Source organism: Pantoea leporis, from assembly GCF_028048155.1.
Lineage (GTDB): Bacteria > Pseudomonadota > Gammaproteobacteria > Enterobacterales > Enterobacteriaceae > Pantoea > Pantoea leporis.
This window is the reverse complement of the sequence record NZ_JALMEU010000012.1, coordinates 48,773-66,566: the sequence shown is the minus strand read 5'-3', so window position 1 is coordinate 66,566 and position 17,794 is coordinate 48,773. Positions and strand designations below refer to the sequence as shown.

17 protein-coding genes are annotated in these 17,794 nt (G+C 55.5%); 13 read left to right on the top strand and 4 right to left on the bottom strand.

The window, feature by feature from the left end; translation table 11 throughout:
- Nucleotides 1-2: 2 nt before the first annotated feature.
- Complete coding sequence (locus tag MWH02_RS21490) at nucleotides 3-1,547, bottom strand: methyl-accepting chemotaxis protein (protein WP_137386036.1); 1,545 nt, start codon at nucleotides 1,545-1,547, stop codon at nucleotides 3-5.
- Nucleotides 1,548-1,742: 195 nt separating this feature from the next.
- Here MWH02_RS21490 and yedD point away from each other — a divergent pair, with 195 nt between their 5' ends.
- On the top strand, nucleotides 1,743-2,210 hold the full coding sequence (yedD, locus tag MWH02_RS21485; protein WP_137386035.1) for a lipoprotein YedD: 468 nt from the start codon (nucleotides 1,743-1,745) through the stop codon (nucleotides 2,208-2,210).
- Nucleotides 2,211-2,391: 181 nt separating this feature from the next.
- Here yedD and fliT read toward each other — a convergent pair whose 3' ends face one another.
- From fliT to fliD, 3 genes are read right to left on the bottom strand one after another with little or no spacing between them, the layout of a single operon-like run.
- Nucleotides 2,392-2,745, bottom strand: coding sequence for a flagella biosynthesis regulatory protein FliT (fliT, locus tag MWH02_RS21480; protein ID WP_110866410.1), 354 nt, complete (start codon nucleotides 2,743-2,745; stop codon nucleotides 2,392-2,394).
- Nucleotides 2,745-3,152 carry a flagellar export chaperone FliS gene (gene fliS / locus MWH02_RS21475; protein ID WP_137386033.1) on the bottom strand — a complete coding sequence of 136 codons (408 nt, stop codon included), beginning with the start codon at nucleotides 3,150-3,152 and terminating at the stop codon, nucleotides 2,745-2,747. The genes fliT and fliS overlap by 1 nt, the downstream gene beginning before the upstream one ends.
- A 12-nt stretch (nucleotides 3,153-3,164) precedes the next feature.
- The gene (fliD, locus tag MWH02_RS21470; RefSeq protein ID WP_271461431.1) at nucleotides 3,165-4,589 is read right to left on the bottom strand and encodes a flagellar filament capping protein FliD; all 1,425 of its coding nucleotides are present in this window, start codon (nucleotides 4,587-4,589) and stop codon (nucleotides 3,165-3,167) included.
- Nucleotides 4,590-4,926: 337 nt separating this feature from the next.
- Between fliD and MWH02_RS21465 the strand changes: the two genes are divergently transcribed.
- The 12 genes from MWH02_RS21465 to tcyN all read left to right on the top strand — a co-directional run bounded on the left by MWH02_RS21465 (nucleotide 4,927) and on the right by tcyN (nucleotide 17,697).
- The gene (locus MWH02_RS21465; RefSeq protein WP_271461430.1) at nucleotides 4,927-6,519 is read left to right on the top strand and encodes a FliC/FljB family flagellin; all 1,593 of its coding nucleotides are present in this window, start codon (nucleotides 4,927-4,929) and stop codon (nucleotides 6,517-6,519) included.
- A gap of 179 nt (nucleotides 6,520-6,698) precedes the next feature.
- On the top strand, nucleotides 6,699-7,289 hold the full coding sequence (gene uhpA / locus MWH02_RS21460) for a response regulator transcription factor UhpA (RefSeq protein WP_271461429.1): 591 nt from the start codon (nucleotides 6,699-6,701) through the stop codon (nucleotides 7,287-7,289).
- Nucleotides 7,289-8,785 (top strand): signal transduction histidine-protein kinase/phosphatase UhpB, encoded by a 1,497-nt coding sequence (gene uhpB, locus MWH02_RS21455; RefSeq protein ID WP_271461428.1) that lies wholly within the window; start codon nucleotides 7,289-7,291, stop codon nucleotides 8,783-8,785. The genes uhpA and uhpB overlap by 1 nt, the downstream gene beginning before the upstream one ends.
- A gap of 10 nt (nucleotides 8,786-8,795) precedes the next feature.
- Nucleotides 8,796-10,124 (top strand): MFS transporter, encoded by a 1,329-nt coding sequence (locus MWH02_RS21450; protein WP_271461459.1) that lies wholly within the window; start codon nucleotides 8,796-8,798, stop codon nucleotides 10,122-10,124.
- A gap of 137 nt (nucleotides 10,125-10,261) precedes the next feature.
- Nucleotides 10,262-11,653, top strand: a complete 1,392-nt coding sequence (gene uhpT, locus MWH02_RS21445; RefSeq protein ID WP_256696734.1) for a hexose-6-phosphate:phosphate antiporter UhpT — start codon at nucleotides 10,262-10,264, stop codon at nucleotides 11,651-11,653.
- Nucleotides 11,654-11,864: 211 nt separating this feature from the next.
- Nucleotides 11,865-12,833: an HNH endonuclease signature motif containing protein gene (locus MWH02_RS21440; protein WP_101764045.1), complete on the top strand. Its 969-nt coding sequence runs from the start codon at nucleotides 11,865-11,867 to the stop codon at nucleotides 12,831-12,833.
- 143 nt (nucleotides 12,834-12,976) lie between these two features.
- Entirely contained in the window at nucleotides 12,977-13,699 is a 723-nt protein-coding gene (locus MWH02_RS21435) for an RNA polymerase sigma factor FliA (RefSeq protein ID WP_007891379.1), read from the top strand.
- A 51-nt stretch (nucleotides 13,700-13,750) separates the two neighbouring features.
- Nucleotides 13,751-14,254: a flagella biosynthesis regulatory protein FliZ gene (gene fliZ, locus MWH02_RS21430; RefSeq protein WP_007891377.1), complete on the top strand. Its 504-nt coding sequence runs from the start codon at nucleotides 13,751-13,753 to the stop codon at nucleotides 14,252-14,254.
- 131 nt (nucleotides 14,255-14,385) lie between these two features.
- Nucleotides 14,386-15,372, top strand: a complete 987-nt coding sequence (locus MWH02_RS21425) for a D-cysteine desulfhydrase (protein WP_222233611.1) — start codon at nucleotides 14,386-14,388, stop codon at nucleotides 15,370-15,372.
- Nucleotides 15,373-15,479: 107 nt separating this feature from the next.
- Nucleotides 15,480-16,280 (top strand): cystine ABC transporter substrate-binding protein, encoded by an 801-nt coding sequence (gene tcyJ, locus MWH02_RS21420; RefSeq protein ID WP_271461427.1) that lies wholly within the window; start codon nucleotides 15,480-15,482, stop codon nucleotides 16,278-16,280.
- On the top strand, nucleotides 16,280-16,948 hold the full coding sequence (gene tcyL, locus MWH02_RS21415; RefSeq protein WP_064739084.1) for a cystine ABC transporter permease: 669 nt from the start codon (nucleotides 16,280-16,282) through the stop codon (nucleotides 16,946-16,948). The genes tcyJ and tcyL overlap by 1 nt, the downstream gene beginning before the upstream one ends.
- Nucleotides 16,945-17,697: an L-cystine ABC transporter ATP-binding protein TcyN gene (gene tcyN / locus MWH02_RS21410; RefSeq protein ID WP_064739083.1), complete on the top strand. Its 753-nt coding sequence runs from the start codon at nucleotides 16,945-16,947 to the stop codon at nucleotides 17,695-17,697. The genes tcyL and tcyN overlap by 4 nt, the downstream gene beginning before the upstream one ends.
- Nucleotides 17,698-17,794 lie beyond the last annotated feature (97 nt).

Here is a 17,794-nt window from a genome sequence, read left to right as displayed (position 1 = left end):
CCTTAGCGCTGCTGCAGGCGGAAGAAGGCCATCTTCTCCACCAGCAATCCGGCATGTTCGCTAACGGTCTGGCTGGCGGCGCTGGCTTCCTGCACCAGCGAGGCGTTCTGCTGCGTCGCGCCATCCATCTGAATCACTGCGGTGTTGACCTGCTCAATGCCGCTGGATTGCTGGCGGCTGGCCACGGCAATTTCACCGACAATGTCCACCACGCGCGCCACGCCCTGATTGATGTCATTGAGCATTGCGCCGGAACGCTGCACCAGCGCACTGCCGGCTTCCACTTTACCCACGCTGGCATCGATTAACGCTTTGATCTCGTGGGCGGCCCCGGCGGACCGCTGCGCCAGCTGACGCACTTCGGACGCCACCACGGCAAAGCCGCGTCCCTGTTCACCGGCGCGTGCTGCTTCAACCGCTGCGTTGAGCGCCAGCAGGTTGGTCTGGAAGGCGATCTCATCGATCACCCGGTTGATATCCGCGATGCGCTTGCTGGAAGATTCGATCTCCTCCATAGCGCTGACCGCATCACGCAGCACGCTGCTGCCACGTTCGGCCTGATGACGCACGTCGGTGGCCAGTTCGTTGGCCTGTGCAGCGTTATCGGCGTTGTGTTTCACCGTGGCGGTCATCTGCTCCATGCTGGCGGCGGTTTGTTCCAGCGAGCTGGCCTGCGAATGGGTGCGCTCAGAGAGATCGTCATTGCCATCGGCCATCTGACGCGCCGCATCACTCAGCGCAGTGGCGCTTTCGCCCACGTCGCGCACGATCTCCGCCAGACGCACATCCATGCGCAGCAGCGACTGCATCAGTTCGCCCATCTCATCGCGTGAAACGCTGCCAATATCGTGGTTCAGTTCACCGGCCGCAATCGATTCGGCCAGCTCGCGCGCCTGAGCAATCGAGCGGTTGATCGAGCGGATCAGCAGCCAGCCGAACACCAGCGCCACGCTCAGCCCGACCAGCAATATGATAATCAGGCTGTTACGCGCCAGCTGGTAATCGCTGTTGCTCTGCTGATAGGTGAGTTCCGCATGCTGGCGCATTAACGCATCAAGCTGATCGATGTCCTGTTGCAGCAGCTGACTGCCGCTGCGCAGGCGGGTTTCAATCACCACCAGCGCGCCGGACGGGTTGCCGCCCTTTAGCAGTTCACCGGCATCTTTCAGCGCGGTTTGCCAGCCATCGAGATGGGTGATGAATTGCTGGCTAAGCGGTTTGGTTTGCGCATCAAACGACAGCTGCTGCCAGGTTTGGCGGTCTTTGGCAATCTGCTCGCCGTACTGCGCGATGCGCGCCAGACGTTTCTCCACTTCGCTGCTGTCGGTCCAGTAGCGCAGGGCATCGAACAGGGTCGCGGATTGTTCCTGCACCATGCGATACAGGCGGGATGAATATTGCAGCGGTAACAGCTCATTCTGATAGGCGTTTTGCGCCCGTTGGTCGGCGGCGCGCAGGCCGATGATTCCCCAGATGGCGGCAACAATCAGTAAAATGCACAGCAGGCCAACAATCGATGTCAGACGCGCGCGAAGGGTCAATCGCATAACGGGATTCTCCGTAACGAAGGTGAGTGTGTAATCGGTCATTATTGTTTTTACAGGCACTTTTAACTCCAGAAGAGTTATCGGCGCAGAAGTGAGCAGCTTGAGGAAAATCATGCGGCGCGCAGTAGATACCTTGCGCAACCTGCGGGAAAAATTATAACGTAGCCGCCATTGATGCGAGTGTAGGGACCGAGAATGAAAAAGTGGATGATAGTGGCCGCGCTGGCGCTGAGTGGTTGTGCGCAGATCAGCAATTATGACCAGGCGGTGAAAACCCCGGCACCGCTGGAGCTGCAGGGCAACTGGCAAACCGTGGGGCCGCAAAGCAAGCTGATCAGCAAGCAAGCGATGGGCAGCCTGATTATTGGTGCCGAGGGCGACACGCTGGATTGCCGTCAGTGGCAGCGCGTGATTGCCAAACCGGGCAAATTAACGCGTCTGGGCGATGACTGGGTTAACGTGACGCGTCAGGTGCGCGTGATGCCGCTGGTGCTAGAGAACGGTGAGCTGCGTTACGATGGATTGAGACTGCGTAAAGTGGATCGCCCAACCGTTGAGTGCCAGCAGGCGCTGGAAGAAGTGGCGAAGCGTCCGAATGAGGCGGTGATTCAGAATATCGAGCCAGAGATTATGCGTCCGGTTTCGACGGCGACGCAGAAGTAGCTTTCCCTCACCCTAACCCTCTCCCAGTGGGAGAGGGAACCGATCGAGCCCATCAGGTATATTGCAGCATCTCCCTCTCCCTGTGGGAGAGGGAACCGATCGGGCCATCTGACATATTGCAGCATCTCCCTCTCCCTGTGGGAGAGGGCCGGGGTGAGGGCATCAGCGCGCAGAATCCGAATCAACCCTGCGGCAAATACACACTACCTTGCTTGCCATACGCGCTCATCACCGATTTCTGCATCGATGACTGGCCCACCAGCTGCGTCAATTCGTCCATACGCAACTGCAGCAGACGTTTCACTTCGCTCTCATTATCGAGAATATGGCGTAACACCGGACGCAGCTGCTCTTGCAGCTGGCGCGACGGTGCGGCGGCTGCGGTTGTTTGCGCCAGTCTTTGCACCGCACTGACATAGTCCACTTCCTTGGTAATCAAATCATCCCATTCGCCGTCTGCTGCCAAACGCAGCATTCCGTGGCTGAGGTCGAGTAACTGTTGGTAAACGGTAATCAGTGGCGGTGCAATATTCATTAAACGGCGTCCTGAAGGTGTTGAGGTTGTACGACTTCTTTCCAGGCATCAGCGATATTGCGCAGAAGACCTTCAACTTCTTCGAGGGCTTCGACATCATTACGCAGATTAGCCTGAACCAGACGGCGAACCATGTAGGAGTAGAGTCCTAACAGGTTATCGGTCAGGTCATCGCCTGATTGCTCATCGAGGCCCTGCTTGAGTCCGCCCTCGATGATGTTAATGGCCTTGGAAATCGAGTTACCTTTTCCCTGGATATTGTTGTCCTGCATAAACAGGCGGGCGCGGACCAGTGCGCTGATCGCACCGTCAAACAGCAGCGTAACCAGCTGTTGTTGATTAGCGCTCATCACTGAGCTCTCCACCCCGATTTTTGCGTAGGCTTGTGTGCCTGTAGCGCTGTACATGGTCACTCCTTACTATTTAGAACTGCTGCTCGAAGTCATGCTATCGAACTGCTGTGTCAGGTAATCGCTGGTGCTGTTCAGCGAGCTCATGGTGACGTCGAGTTGCGTGAACTGCGTCTTATAACGCGCAATAAGGGCGTTGATACGCGTGTTCATGTTGTTGTACTGCTCAGTCAGGTTATTCAGCGTCTTGCTGACGCCATCTTTCGCGGACTGAATGCTGCCGGTAGATGACAGCCAACTGGTCAGGTTAGTCGCCAGTTTGGTGGTGATACCGGTGGTTTTACCGTCACCCACAATCATCTCTTTCACGCCCGCCGGATCTTTGGTCAGCTCGGTTTTCAGCTTGTCGGAATCCAGCGACAACTCACCGGTGGTCGGGTCGGTGGTGATACCGATTTGCGCCAGCGTTTTGTAGGTTGAAGAGCTAGCCGTGTTGGTCAGCAAACTTTTAATCTGGGTTTGAATGCCGCGCAGCGTGCTATCGCCAACTAGCGCACCGTTGCTGGAATCTTGTGTATCTGAGCCGACATCCACAGCTGTGTATTTAGTCAGGCTAGTGAACTGATCCAGCAGATTGTTGTAGGCATCCACAAAGTTGGAAATTGCGGTGGAGGCTTTAGAGGTATCTTGCGTGATGGTCAACGTCTGATTACCGCTGGTGACATCATTCAGATTCAGCGTAATCCCTTCCAGCGCATCGCTAATGGTGTTGGTGCTGCTGGTGATGGCGACGTTATTGACCGTTAACTCGGCATCTTGTGCGGCGACGCTGACATCCAGCGGATTATCCGCATCGGTTTTGGTTGAATCAAAACCGACAATGCCTTGCAGTGTGTCATCGCCAGTCACGGTCACGGAAGAAACCGCATTAGCCTCACCGGTTTTCGACGCGGTCAGCGACAGACGATAAGCGCCATCACCGGTTTTGATAATACTGGCGCTGACACCGGCATTGGCACCGTTAATCGCGTCACGCATGCCGGTTAATGAGGTTTGTGCACTGGTCAGCGTAATGTCTTTACTGGTGCCGTCGGCCAGTTTGATCGACAGCGTGCGGCTGGCATCGGAGCTGCCCAGCGCAGTGGTGTTGCTGGTTTGTACGCCCGAAGTTAGGGTCTGTGCCTGCGCCAGCTGCGTCACACTAATGCTGTATTTCCCGGCGATGGTGCTGCCAGACGTGGTGGCGCTGAACGCAGTGGTGCTGCTGGCTGCGCTGGTTGCGGTGAACAAATCCGCGCTGTTTAATGCCGTGTTGGCGGCTTGGAAGGTGGTTAACGCGCTCGACAAGGTGCCGTAAGCGCTCAGCTTCGCGGTATAAGCCGTCTGCTGATTAGAGATAGGCGTTAAAGACGCTTTCTCAGCCGTACTCAAGTTATCCAGGATGGTACTTAAATCGAGGCCTGAACCGATACCGAGGGTAGAAATGGTGGTCATGTTGTTTCCTTTCTATGTCGACACGGAGAATCAATACCGCGGGTTATCGGCTCTTTATGGGCAAAGTTTAGAATTATTTACCGGCGGGTAATAAAGCGAATAGCGTATATAGAGAAGGGTATTTCGGACGCTAGAAAAATGATCAGGTTGGCCTAAAGAACGCTTCGGGCAGGGCGATAAAGATAAACGTGACAGGTTGAAGGGAAAAATTTTCACCTGGTCCTAAAAAAAATCTAAAGGTTGTTTAAGGGCAGACGATAACAACATTGACGGCGCTGAAGCCGGCGGGTTGAAGCCCACACCTTAACCGAAAGACTTGATTAACAGGAAAATTATCATGGCCCAAGTCATTAATACCAACAGCCTCTCGCTGATCACTCAGAACAACATCAACAAGAACCAGTCTGCTCTGTCTACTTCTATCGAGCGTCTGTCTTCTGGTCTTCGTATTAACAGCGCTAAAGATGACGCAGCGGGCCAGGCAATTGCTAACCGCTTTACCTCTAACATCAAAGGCCTTACTCAGGCAGCGCGTAACGCCAACGACGGTATCTCAGCTGCGCAAACTACTGAAGGCGCACTGTCAGAAATCAACAACAACTTACAGCGTATCCGTGAACTGACCGTACAGTCTCAGAACGGTACTAACTCAGATTCTGACCTGTCTTCAATCCAGGACGAAATCAAATCCCGTCTGGACGAAATTGACCGTGTATCAGGTCAGACTCAGTTTAACGGCGTGAACGTGCTGGCAAAAGACGGTTCAATGAAAATTCAGGTAGGCGCGAACGATGGCGAAACTATCACTATTGATTTGAAGCAAATTGACTCTACTACGCTGAAACTGAATACTTTCAGCGTAGCGCCTGGGACAGTATCCACTTCTGCATCTGTTGCTCTGAAAAGCGAAGTTGCACCAGCACTAACTAATGTGGCTGTTGCTAATGGCGAGACTGCAGCTGGTGAAGAGGCATTCGGTGCAACATATGCAACTGCAGGTGTTGCAACATATTTTACCGGAGCTACAGCTACTGGCGATAAGAGCGATGCAACTGGTGATGCAACCACTGATGTGTACAAACTGCAGATCGAAGGTGAGACCTACTTCGTTGCTCAAGACGCTAACACCGCAGGTAACGCATTCAACGTACTGAAGCAGACTGCAACTGGGTATGAAAAAGTCAAGGTTGATGGCAAAGATGTTCAGGTTGCAAACTTTGGTGGTCGTGTAACTGCCTTCGTTGCAGATGGCTCTGGTCAAGCACAGTCTGTAGACCTGAAAGCTGGTACTACAGGCAAAAATCTTGCTTACAATGATTCACCAATGTCTGTGTATAGCGACGGCAAAAACTTAGAAGTAAAACAAGTTCTGGACAAAGATGGCAATGCTGTCTCTGGCCAATACGCAGCGAAGACCGCTGACGGTACTTTCTTGGCTGTAAACGTAGATACTGCAACTGGTAACACATCAGTGATTACAACTGCTGACGGAAAAAACGTTGAATATGCGATGGATTCAACAAACACCGCACAACAAGTTATCCGTGATGGTGATAAAGTTTATAAAGCTACAGTAACGGGTGCAGGTGGTGCGTCGCCTTCAGCAACTAAAGGTGATGAAATTGCTTCATCAGACCTTAAAGCTATGACTACTGCTGACCCACTCGCTAAGTTGGATGCTGCAATTGCCCAGGTCGATAAGTTCCGTTCAAGCCTGGGTGCGATTCAGAACCGTCTGGATTCAGCGGTAACTAACCTGAACAACACCACTACTAACCTGTCTGAAGCACAGTCTCGTATTCAGGATGCTGACTACGCCACTGAAGTTTCAAACATGTCTAAAGCACAGATTATCCAGCAGGCGGGTAACTCAGTGTTGGCGAAAGCTAACCAGGTTCCACAGCAGGTTCTGTCTCTGCTGCAGGGCTAATCGCTCTAAGCTTCTTGCTTATCAAACCCCGCTTCGGCGGGGTTTTTTTATACCTGCATATTCATAATATGCATATTTGCAGGCGCAACGAATTACGTGACCCAAACCCACCCAACCCTCTTGAAGCTTCCCTCGCTTATCGCTAAGGTAAGCGCGTTTTTTCGCCGCCAGGAAACCTCATGACCACCATCGCGCTCATCGACGACCATGTGATCGTCCGTTCGGGTTTTGCCCAATTGTTGGGGCTGGAACCGGATTTCCAGGTTGTTGCCGAATGCGGTTCCGGGCGGGAAGCGCTCAATATGCTGCCGGGGCGTGGCGTGCAGGTGTGTATCTGCGATATCTCGATGCCGGATATTTCCGGGCTCGAGTTATTGAGCCAACTGCCGAAAGGCATGGCGACCATCATGCTGTCGGTGCACGACAGTCCGGCGCTGGTGGAGCAGGCGCTGAATGCGGGCGCGCGTGGATTCCTCTCTAAACGTTGCAGCCCGGATGAACTGATCGCCGCGGTGCATACCGTGGCCAAAGGCGGCTGCTATCTGACGCCCGATATTGCTATGAAGCTCGCCTCCGGACGTCAGGACCCGCTCACCAAACGCGAACGCCAGGTGGCGGAGAAACTGGCGCAAGGTTTAGCGGTAAAAGAGATCGCGGCCGAACTTGGCCTGTCGCCGAAAACCGTTCACGTCCATCGCGCCAATTTGCTGGAAAAGCTCAACGTCAGTAATGACGTTGAACTGGCGCGCCGCATGTTTGATGGCTGGTAATGCAGCCACTCTTTTCACGGCTGATTGCCGTCATCGCCAGTTTTTGTATCTTCTCTGCCGCGTGGTTTTGCCTGTGGAGCATCAGCCTGCATCTGGCGGATCGTCCTGAGCTGGCGGTGTTGCTGTTTCCCTTTGGCCTGCGCCTTGGACTGATGTTGCAGTGCCCGCGCGCCTACTGGCCGGTGCTGCTTGGTGCTGAGGGGTTGCTGCTTTATTGGCTCTCACGTGAAGTGGCGCTGGCGCATCTGCCGCTGCTGATGCTGGGTAGCTTATTGACGCTGCTGCCGGTGGCGCTGATCTCCCGTTATCGTCATCAACGCGACTGGCACACCTTGCTGTGGCAGGGCGCTGCGATGGTGTGCGCGGCGCTGCTGCAGGCATTGCCGTGGATCGCTGAACCCGTCGCGCTGAATGCGGTGCTGCTCACGCTCACCGGCGCACTGACCGTGGCACCAACCTGTTTGGTGATCTGGCATTACCTCACCAGCACGCGCTGGCAGCCGCTTGGCCCGTCGCTGGTCGGTCAGCCGGTCAACTGGCGCGTACGCCATCTGTTTGGTTATGTGCTGCTGTTTATGGTCAGTTTGTGGTTGCAGCTGGGTCTGCCTGCAGAGCTGTCGCGCTTCACACCGTTTTGTCTGGCGCTGCCGATTATTGCGCTGGCATGGCATTACGGCTGGCAGGGCGCGCTGATTGCCACACTGATGAACGCCATCGCGCTGATCGCCAGCCAGACCTGGCACGATCACGCGGTCGATCTGCTGCTCTCCCTGCTGGCGCAAAGCCTGACCGGGCTGCTGCTGGGCGCGGGTATTCAGCGTTTACGTGAACTCAATCAGTCGCTGCAAACCGAATTGGTGCGCAATCGCCGCCTGACGGAACGCCTGCTGGAGACCGAAGAGAGCGTCAGACGCGAAGTGGCGCGCGAACTGCACGATGATATCGGCCAGACTATTACCGCGATTCGCACCCAGGCCGGAATCATGCAGCGCATCAGTCCGGAAAGTGGCGTGAAGCAGAGCGGCATGTTGATTGAGCAGCTGTCGCTGGGCATTTACGATTCCGTGCGCCGTTTGCTTGGGCGCTTGCGTCCGCGTCAGCTGGACGATCTTTCACTCGAGCAGGCAATTCGTTCGCTGATGCGGGAAATGGAGCTGGAAGGGCACGGCATCATCAGCCATCTCGACTGGCACATCGACGAAGCGCGACTGAGTGAAGCGCAGCGCGTCACGCTGTTTCGCGTTTGCCAGGAAGGACTCAATAACGTGGTGAAACACGCCAGCGCCCGTGCGGTGACGCTGCAAGGCACATTGCAAGACGAGCGGTTGCTGCTGGTGATCGAAGACGACGGCTGCGGCTTACCGCTGGGTTCCCCGCAGCACGGTTTTGGCCTTGCCGGCATGCGCGAACGCGTGACGGCACTCGGCGGCTCGCTGGGGATCTCCTGCACTCACGGCACGCGCGTTAGCGTCACGTTACCGCTGCGCAATGGATAAGCAAAAGATGATGTTCAGATTTCTCAAAGCGCCAGCCAGCGCGCAGCCGATCGGGGATAAAGCGACCATTGATGCGCGCTATCGCTACTGGCGGCGCCATATCATGATCACCATCTGGCTCGGCTATGCGCTGTTCTATTTCACCCGTAAAAGCTTCAACGCCGCGTCGCCGGAAATTCTGGCGGCGGGCGTGATGACGCGCACGGATATCGGCCTTCTGGCGACGCTGTTTTACATCACTTACGGCCTGTCGAAGTTTTTCTCTGGCATCGTCAGCGACCGCTCTAACGCGCGCTACTTCATGGGCATCGGGCTGATAGCGACAGGCGTGGTGAATATTCTGTTTGGCTTCTCCACGTCGCTGTGGGTTTTCGCCGTGTTGTGGGTGTTAAATGCCTTTTTCCAGGGATGGGGATCGCCGGTCTGTGCGCGTCTGCTAACCAGCTGGTTTTCCCGCACCGAACGCGGCGGCTGGTGGGCGCTGTGGAACACAGCACAAAACGTTGGCGGTGCGCTGATCCCGATGATCGTGGGTGCCGCCGCGCTGCATTATGGCTGGCGCGCCGGCATGATGATCGCGGGCGGATTAGCGATCGTCGCTGGTATTTTTCTCTGCTGGCGCCTGCGCGATCGCCCGCAAACCGTGGGTTTACCGCCGGTCGGTGACTGGCGCCACGATGCGCTGGAGATCGCCCAGCAGCAAGAGGGCGCAGGGCTGAGTCACAAACAGATCCTTGCCAAATATGTGCTGCTCAACCCTTACATCTGGCTGCTGTCGTTGTGTTACGTGCTGGTTTACGTGGTGCGTGCCGCGATTAACGACTGGGGCAATCTCTATATGTCCGAGACGCTGGGCGTCAATCTGGTGACGGCCAACTCGGCGGTGACCATGTTTGAACTCGGTGGCTTCGGTGGCGCGTTAGTGGCGGGATGGGGATCGGATAAATTGTTCAACGGCAATCGTGGCCCGATGAACCTGATCTTTGCCGCCGGCATTTTGCTGTCAGTGGGATCGCTGTGGCTGATGCCGTTTGCCAGCTACGTGATGCAGGCTGCGTGTTTCTTTACCATCGGCTTTTTTGTCTTCGGGCCGCAGATGTTGATTGGCATGGCGGCGGCGGAGTGTTCGCATAAAGACGCGGCGGGCGCGGCGACCGGCTTTGTTGGCCTGTTTGCCTATCTGGGCGCATCGCTCTCCGGCTGGCCGCTGGCACGGGTGATCGATGTCTGGCACTGGAACGGTTTCTTTGCGATCATCGCCTGCGCGGCGGGCATTTCGGCCTTGCTGCTGTTGCCATTCCTGCATGCTCAAACGCCGCGCCAGCGCGAGGAAGTGTGATGCATCCCCGCTTTTTACCCTTACATCGACAAAACTAAGAAATTTTCCCGGTTGCGCCGGGCGGTTGTCTCAGGCCGAAACTGCTGCTGATTTTTACAATGCCTGCCATCACGCAGGTTATTAATCAGGAGCACTCCATGCTGGCTTTCTTAAATCAGGTGCGCAAGCCGACCCTGAATCTGTCGCTCGAAGAGCGGCGCAAGATGTGGTTCAAACCCTTTATGCAGTCCTATCTGGTGGTCTTTATCGGCTACCTGACCATGTATCTGATCCGCAAAAATTTCAACATTGCGCAGAACGACATGATCACCACCTACGGACTCAGCATGACGCAGTTGGGGATGATTGGCCTCGGCTTCTCCATCACGTACGGCGTCGGTAAAACGCTGGTCTCCTATTACGCCGATGGGAAAAATACCAAGCAGTTCCTGCCGTTTATGCTGATCCTCTCGGCCATCTGCATGCTGGGCTTCAGCGCCAGCATGGGCGCGGGCTCGGTGAGTTTGTTCCTGATGATCACGTTTTATGCGCTGAGCGGCTTCTTCCAAAGTACCGGCGGCTCCTGTAGTTATTCCACCATCACCAAATGGACGCCGCGCCGGAAACGCGGCAGCTATCTGGGGATGTGGAATATTTCGCACAACCTGGGCGGCGCAGGTGCAGCGGGGGTGGCGCTGTTTGGTGCCAATTACCTGTTCGATGGGCATGTGGTCGGCATGTTTGTGTTCCCGTCACTGATCGCCCTGGTGGTCGGTTTTATCGGTCTGCGCTACGGCAGCGATTCACCTGAATCTTACGGTCTGGGCAAAGCCGAGGAACTGTTTGGCGAAGAGATCAGTGAAGAGGACAAAGAGACCGAAGATCAGGCAATGACCAAATGGCAGATCTTTGTCGAGTACGTGCTGAAAAACAAAGTGATTTGGCTGCTGTGCTTCGCCAACATCTTCCTGTACGTGGTGCGCATTGGTATCGATCAGTGGTCGACGGTGTATGCCTTCCAGGAATTAAAACTGTCAAAAGAGGTGGCGATTCAGGGCTTCACGCTGTTTGAAGTCGGTGCGTTAGTCGGCACGCTGCTGTGGGGCTGGTTGTCGGATCTGGCGAATGGTCGTCGTGCGCTGGTGGCATGCGTGGCGCTGGCGTTGATTATCGCCACGCTTGGTATCTATCAACATGCCAGCAATCAGTATGTTTATCTGGCGTCGCTGTTTGCCTTGGGCTTCCTGGTGTTTGGTCCGCAGCTGTTAATTGGCGTTGCCGCTGTCGGCTTTGTGCCGAAAAAAGCCATTGGCGCCGCCGATGGCATCAAAGGCACCTTTGCTTACCTGATTGGTGACAGCTTCGCCAAGTTAGGCTTGGGAATGATCGCCGATGGCACGCCCATCTTTGGCTTAACCGGTTGGGCCGGGACCTTTGCGGCGCTGGATGCCGCCGCGATCGGCTGTATCGCCTTAATGGCGATGGTGGCGGTATTTGAAGAGCGTAAGATTCGCCGTGAAAAGCGTCTGCAACGGTTGAAAGCAGCATGATGTTTAGCCCCGGTTTTCACCGGGGCTTTTTCGGACGATAAATCCTGCTGACCTAAAACAAATTCATACGCAGGGGAATGGACGATTTTAGCTGCTGCACTACTTCCTCAGAAAAGTAACCACCTTGTTACAGTCCTCGCCCAGATTGCCGATAACTTTCCTCAGAATCATTCCAATTTTTGAACCACATTTTTCCGTTTCTGGGGTGTCTATGCGCTTCAATTATGACTTGTTACCGGGTGAGCTACTGACTTTCGAAGAGATTGCCCTGCGCTACACGCAGCAGCATCCCGACGAAAAAGAGCTTACCGCACGCGGGTTGCTGAGCCCGTCGACCAGCTTTCGCAATTTGGTGATCCGCGCGCTGTTCGCGCAGGAGGAGATTAACAGCCCGATCGAGGATCTGCTGTTTGTCTCGGACGACAACGAGCGCAAAAATTATCTGCGTCGCTTTGAGCACTACCTGAAAAACCAGCAGGCGTTTCTCTACTTCCGGCGCAACGACGAAGCGCGCAAAGAAGGGCGCTGGAAAGTGGTCGGCGAAACCCAGGTGTTTGCCATGCTCGATCCCAATTCGGCAGCGGCGCAGAATCTGCTCAACAGCCGGGGCTTTAAGCTGGTGCTGATGCGGCAGACCGAAGAGGATGAGTATTGGCAGCTGTTCGATGCGCAGGCGCATCCGTGCTTCCCGCTGTCGCGCAAAATCCAGTTTCTGGTGGTGTTGAGCACGCCGCAATACAAAGTGCCGAGTGGCGTGATGCCCGGCACCGAAGTCGGACGCCGCGTAAAAGCTAAAGTGCTGCAGCGCTCCAGCCAGGCGGAGTTCACCTCGGCGGTAAAAGCGCGCTACGGCGCCTGCATTATCACCGGCACGCAGCTGACCGAACGTCACAGCTGGCCGTGGGTGGAAGCCTGCTACATCGACACGCAAGAGAACGAAGAGGGCTTTCTGGCGGATAACAGCGCCGATAACGGCTTATTCCTGCGTAGCGACCTGCAGCGGTTGTTTATCAACAAAATGATAAGCATCAACGCGGAAACCGGTCAGGTGCTGTTTAATCCTGCGCTGGAAACTGAAGCGTTGATTACCCCTTTTTATCAGGCACTTGAGGGCAAAGTTTGCGCATTATGGGACGCGGTGCCGCCTGGCACGCGGGAAAGACTGCGTAATTTGCGCTAACGCCCGCGCGGATGGCGGTGCGATCCACCGCCATCCATAACAAATTTGAAATAACCTCGCTTTTGCCCGCCTATTCTGCCAATCAAAACCCCTACAGAATTGGATAATCATGCCGATAACTTTACTAACGCAGGGTAGTCAACGTGAACGATCTCTATACCGCCGATGGCGTGATGGATAAACATTCGCTCTGGCAGCGCTACGTTCCTCTGGTGCGGCATGAAGCGCTGCGCCTGCAGGTTCGTTTGCCAGCCAGCGTTGAGCTTGACGATCTGCTGCAGGCCGGTGGCATTGGCTTATTAAATGCCGTGGAGCGCTACGATGCGCTACAGGGCACCGCCTTTACTACCTACGCCGTGCAGCGTATCCGGGGAGCAATGCTGGATGAGCTGCGCAGTCGCGACTGGGCACCACGCAGCGTACGCAGAAATGCGCGCGAAGTGGCAGGTGCCATGCATCAGGTAGAACAAGCGTTGGGGCGCTCGGCTACTGAGCAGGAAGTGGCTGAGCGACTGAATGTTTCGCTGGAGGAGTATCGGCAGATTTTGCTCGATACCAACAACAGCCAACTCTTCTCCTACGACGAGTATCGGGAAGAACACGGCGACAGTGCGGAGCTGGTGACGGAGGGGCATGAGGAAGCCAACCCGCTTCATCAGTTGTTGGAAGGAAACCTACGTGACCGCGTGATTGAAGCGATTGAGGCCTTGCCTGAACGTGAAAAACTCGTGCTCACACTGTACTACCAGGAAGAACTGAACCTGAAGGAGATTGGCGCGGTGCTGGAAGTGGGGGAATCCCGCGTCAGTCAACTGCACAGTCAGGCGATCAAACGCCTGCGTGCCCGATTATCGGGGGCGCGCTAACAGTCTCAGTTCCTGGCGATCGAAAAAAACAATAAAACCGGGGACTCAGCAATGGGAGCCAAAGTTAAAGCCAGACCGTTAAGTCGCTATCTTAAAGACTATAAGCACAGCCAAAGCAATTGTTCACACTGTGGCAAAGTTTTAGATCGTATGGCGTTAGTCTTTCGCGGCCAGATCATCAATAAAGAGGCCATCGCACGCATGGACCAAATGATTGACGATCAGGTGTGGATGAAACTCCAGCCAGAATTGACCGCCTTGTGTCGTTTCTGCAGCGATATATTTTGTAATACCCATCCGAATTACTTCGACATTATGGCGTTTAAGCAATACCTGTTTGAGCAGACCGAGATGAGCCACAGTACCATACGTGAGTATGTGGTACGTTTGCGTCGGCTTGATGACATGCTGAAGGCGAAAAATTTCCCGGCCGATCGTTTACGGGGCAATAGCTGGCATGAATGTCTGGAGAACGATCTGCCTGATGCGGGCAATAACAATTACCGCATCGCACTGCGCAAATATGACCAGTTTTTAGGCTGGCAGCAGGGCTGAGGGAGATCCCACCCTTGTTGTTGTCGAGCATGACAGCAACAAGGGCAGCACGCGGTGAATTCCGGGTGCGACTTTTCTCATCTTCTGCAACACTGTATGGATAACTGCACATTGCCCGAATGGAGGCTGCATTGTCCTTACATCTTCTGCACCAGTTCCCCCGTCTTGAATTACTCGGTGCACCAACGCCGCTTGAGCATTTGCCCCGGCTTTCTGACTATCTTGGTCGCGATATCTTTATTAAGCGCGATGACTTCACGCCGGTGGCCCTCGGCGGTAACAAACTGCGTAAACTCGAATTCCTGGCTGCGGATGCGCTGCGCGAAGGCGCGGATGTGCTGCTGACGGCGGGCGCCATTCAATCTAACCATGTGCGTCAAACCGCCGCCGTGGCGGCGAAGCTCGGCCTGAAGTGCGTGGCGCTGCTGGAAAACCCGATTGGCACCACGTCAGAAAACTACCTCAGCAACGGCAATCGCCTGATGCTTGATTTGATGGATGTGGAAATCGTCATGGTTGATGCGCTGCACAATCCCACTGAACAGCTGGCCGCTCAGGCCGAACACCTCGAAGCGCAGGGATTCCGCCCGTATATTGTGCCGGTCGGCGGTTCCAACGCGCTCGGTGCGCTCGGCTACGTTGAGTGCGCGCAGGAGATTGCGCATCAAAGCGAAGGCGTGGTGGATTTTGCCGCGGTGGTGGTCGCTTCCGGCAGCGCCGGCACGCACGCGGGCCTGGCGGTGGGTCTGGAACAGCTGCTGCCCGAAACCGAATTGGTCGGCGTTACCGTGTCGCGCAAAGTTGAGGCGCAGTTGCCGGTGGTGGAGCGCATTCGCAGCGCGCTGGCAGAGCAGCTGGAAGTGCAGGCCAAAGCGCCGATCACCTTGTGGGATGATTACTTCGCGCCGCGTTACGGCGAGCCGAACGAAGAGGGCATGGCGGCGGTGAAACTGCTGGCGCGGCTGGAAGGCATCATGCTCGATCCTGTGTATACCGGCAAAGCGATGGCGGGATTAATCGATGGTATTGCGCAAAATCGCTTCCGTCGTGAAGGTCCATTGCTGTTCGTGCACACCGGGGGATCGCCGGCGTTATTTGCTTATCACCCTTCGGTCTGAGACAGAACGTAAAAACGGTTTATAATCCGGCGGTTATTTAGAAACGGTCGCCGTCGGTGGCGGCCTAACAAAGCACACAACAACACATCACAATAAATGGGGTAAACATGACTTTCTCTCCAATTCGTCGCCAAATGGTGATGGGCATGATGGCGGTCGCGCTGGTCGCGGGCGTTAACGTTAAATCCTTCGCCGCTGAAGATTTGCTGGCAAAAGTAAAGAGTAAAGGCGAGCTGCGCGTCGGTCTGGAAGGCACTTATCCGCCGTTCAGCTTCCAGGACGAAAAAGGCCAACTCACCGGTTTTGAAGTGGAGTTCGCGCAGGAGTTGGCGAAACACCTCGGTGTGAAAGCCGATCTGCGTCCTACCAAATGGGATGGCATGCTGGCGTCGCTGGATTCCAAACGCATTGACGTGGTGATCAATCAGGTTACCATCTCGCCAGAGCGCAAGAAAAAGTATGACTTCTCCACGCCGTACACCATTTCTGGCGTGCAGGCGCTGACGCTGAAGAAAAACGCAGCAACCGTCACCAAGCCAGACGATCTGGCCGGCAAGAAAGTCGGCGTCGGTCTCGGTTCCAACTACGAACAGTGGCTGAAGGATAATGTGCCGAAAGCCGATGTGCGTACCTATGATGATGACCCAACCAAGTATCAGGATCTGCGTTCAGGCCGTTTAGACGCCATTCTGGTTGATCGCCTGGCGGCGCTGGATCTGGTGAAGAAAACCGGCGACACCATGGCGGTAGCGGGCCCGGCCTTCTCCCGTCTGGAATCGGGCGTGGCGCTGCGTAAAGGCAACGACGATCTGCTGAAAGCGATCGACTCCGCCATTGCGGACATGCAGAAAGATGGCTCGCTGAGCAAACTGTCTGAAAAATGGTTCGGCGCGGACGTCACTAAATAATGCAGGAAAGCTTACAACTGGTGCTGGATTCAGCACCATTCTTACTGAAAGGCGCGCTGTTCACGCTGCAGTTGAGTATCGGCGGGATGTTCTTCGGCCTGATACTCGGCTTCGTGCTGGCGCTGATGCGCCTGTCACACTTCTGGCCGATCAACTGGCTGGCACGCATCTACGTGTCGATTTTCCGTGGCACGCCGCTCATCGCCCAACTGTTTATGATCTATTACGGTCTGCCGCAGTTTGGTATCGAGCTGGATCCGATTCCCTCGGCGATGATTGGTCTGTCGCTGAATACCGCCGCTTACGCCTCTGAATCACTGCGTGGTGCGATTGCCGCGATTGAGCGCGGGCAGTGGGAAGCCGCTGCCAGCATCGGCATGACGCCGTGGCAAACGCTGCGTCGCGTGATCCTGCCGCAGGCCGCGCGCACCGCGTTGCCGCCACTGGGCAACAGCTTTATCAGCCTGGTGAAAGATACCTCGCTGGCCGCCACCATTCAGGTGCCGGAGCTGTTCCGTCAGGCGCAGCTGATCACCTCACGTACGCTGGAAGTGTTCACCATGTATCTGGCGGCCTCGCTGATTTACTGGGTGATGGCGACCGTGCTGTCGGCGCTGCAAAATCGCCTCGAAGCGCATGTGAATCGACAGGATCGGGAGGGCAAATGAGTGCAATTGAAGTCCGTCAGCTGGTGAAGCAGTTTCACGGCCAGACGGTGCTGCACGGCATCGATCTCGACGTGGCACCAGGCGAAGTGGTGGCCATTATCGGGCCAAGCGGCTCCGGTAAAACCACGCTGTTGCGAAGTATCAATTTGCTGGAAGTGCCTGAAAGCGGACGTATCAAAGTTGGCGATATTGCCATTGATGCGGCGCTCGGCCTTAACAAGCAAAAACAGCTGGTGCGCCAGTTGCGTCAGCAGGTTGGCTTTGTGTTCCAGAACTTCAATCTGTTCCCGCACCGCTCGGTGCTGGAGAACATCATTGAAGGGCCGGTGATCGTCAAGGGCGAGCCGAAGGCGGAAGCCATCGCGCGTGCGCGCAGTCTGCTGGAAAAAGTGGGATTGCACGGCAAGGAAGAGAGTTTTCCGCGTCGTCTCTCCGGCGGACAGCAACAGCGTGTGGCGATTGCCCGCGCGCTGGCGATGCGTCCGGAAGTGATTCTGTTTGATGAGCCGACCTCGGCGCTTGATCCTGAGCTGGTGGGCGAGGTGCTCAACACCATTCGCGCGCTGGCGCAGGAGAAACGCACCATGGTGATCGTCACCCATGAGATGAGCTTTGCGCGCGACGTCGCGGATCGCGCCATCTTTATGGATCAGGGACGCATCGTGGAGCAGGGCGCAGCAAAAGCGCTGTTCAGCAATCCACAGCAGGCGCGTACCCGGCAATTTCTCGACAAGTTTCTTAACCAATAATCCCCAGCGTCGCCTGATAAGGGCGACGCTTTTCTTATCTCTCCCGGTATTTTTCTTCTCAGTATTTTCCTAAAATCAATTTACCTGAATTTAATAA

Coding starts and splice junctions, on each gene's coding strand:
- tcyJ (WP_271461427.1), top strand. CDS start 15,480: ATGACTTTCTCTCCAATTCGTCGCCAAATGGTGATGGGCATGATGGCG.
- uhpB (WP_271461428.1), top strand. CDS start 7,289: ATGCAGCCACTCTTTTCACGGCTGATTGCCGTCATCGCCAGTTTTTGT.
- fliS (WP_137386033.1), bottom strand. CDS start 3,152: ATGTACAGCGCTACAGGCACACAAGCCTACGCAAAAATCGGGGTGGAG.
- uhpA (WP_271461429.1), top strand. CDS start 6,699: ATGACCACCATCGCGCTCATCGACGACCATGTGATCGTCCGTTCGGGT.
- MWH02_RS21450 (WP_271461459.1), top strand. CDS start 8,796: ATGTTCAGATTTCTCAAAGCGCCAGCCAGCGCGCAGCCGATCGGGGAT.
- yedD (WP_137386035.1), top strand. CDS start 1,743: ATGAAAAAGTGGATGATAGTGGCCGCGCTGGCGCTGAGTGGTTGTGCG.
- uhpT (WP_256696734.1), top strand. CDS start 10,262: ATGCTGGCTTTCTTAAATCAGGTGCGCAAGCCGACCCTGAATCTGTCG.
- MWH02_RS21440 (WP_101764045.1), top strand. CDS start 11,865: ATGCGCTTCAATTATGACTTGTTACCGGGTGAGCTACTGACTTTCGAA.
- MWH02_RS21490 (WP_137386036.1), bottom strand. CDS start 1,547: ATGCGATTGACCCTTCGCGCGCGTCTGACATCGATTGTTGGCCTGCTG.
- fliD (WP_271461431.1), bottom strand. CDS start 4,589: ATGACCACCATTTCTACCCTCGGTATCGGTTCAGGCCTCGATTTAAGT.
- fliT (WP_110866410.1), bottom strand. CDS start 2,745: ATGAATATTGCACCGCCACTGATTACCGTTTACCAACAGTTACTCGAC.
- fliZ (WP_007891377.1), top strand. CDS start 13,751: ATGGGAGCCAAAGTTAAAGCCAGACCGTTAAGTCGCTATCTTAAAGAC.
- MWH02_RS21465 (WP_271461430.1), top strand. CDS start 4,927: ATGGCCCAAGTCATTAATACCAACAGCCTCTCGCTGATCACTCAGAAC.
- tcyL (WP_064739084.1), top strand. CDS start 16,280: ATGCAGGAAAGCTTACAACTGGTGCTGGATTCAGCACCATTCTTACTG.
- tcyN (WP_064739083.1), top strand. CDS start 16,945: ATGAGTGCAATTGAAGTCCGTCAGCTGGTGAAGCAGTTTCACGGCCAG.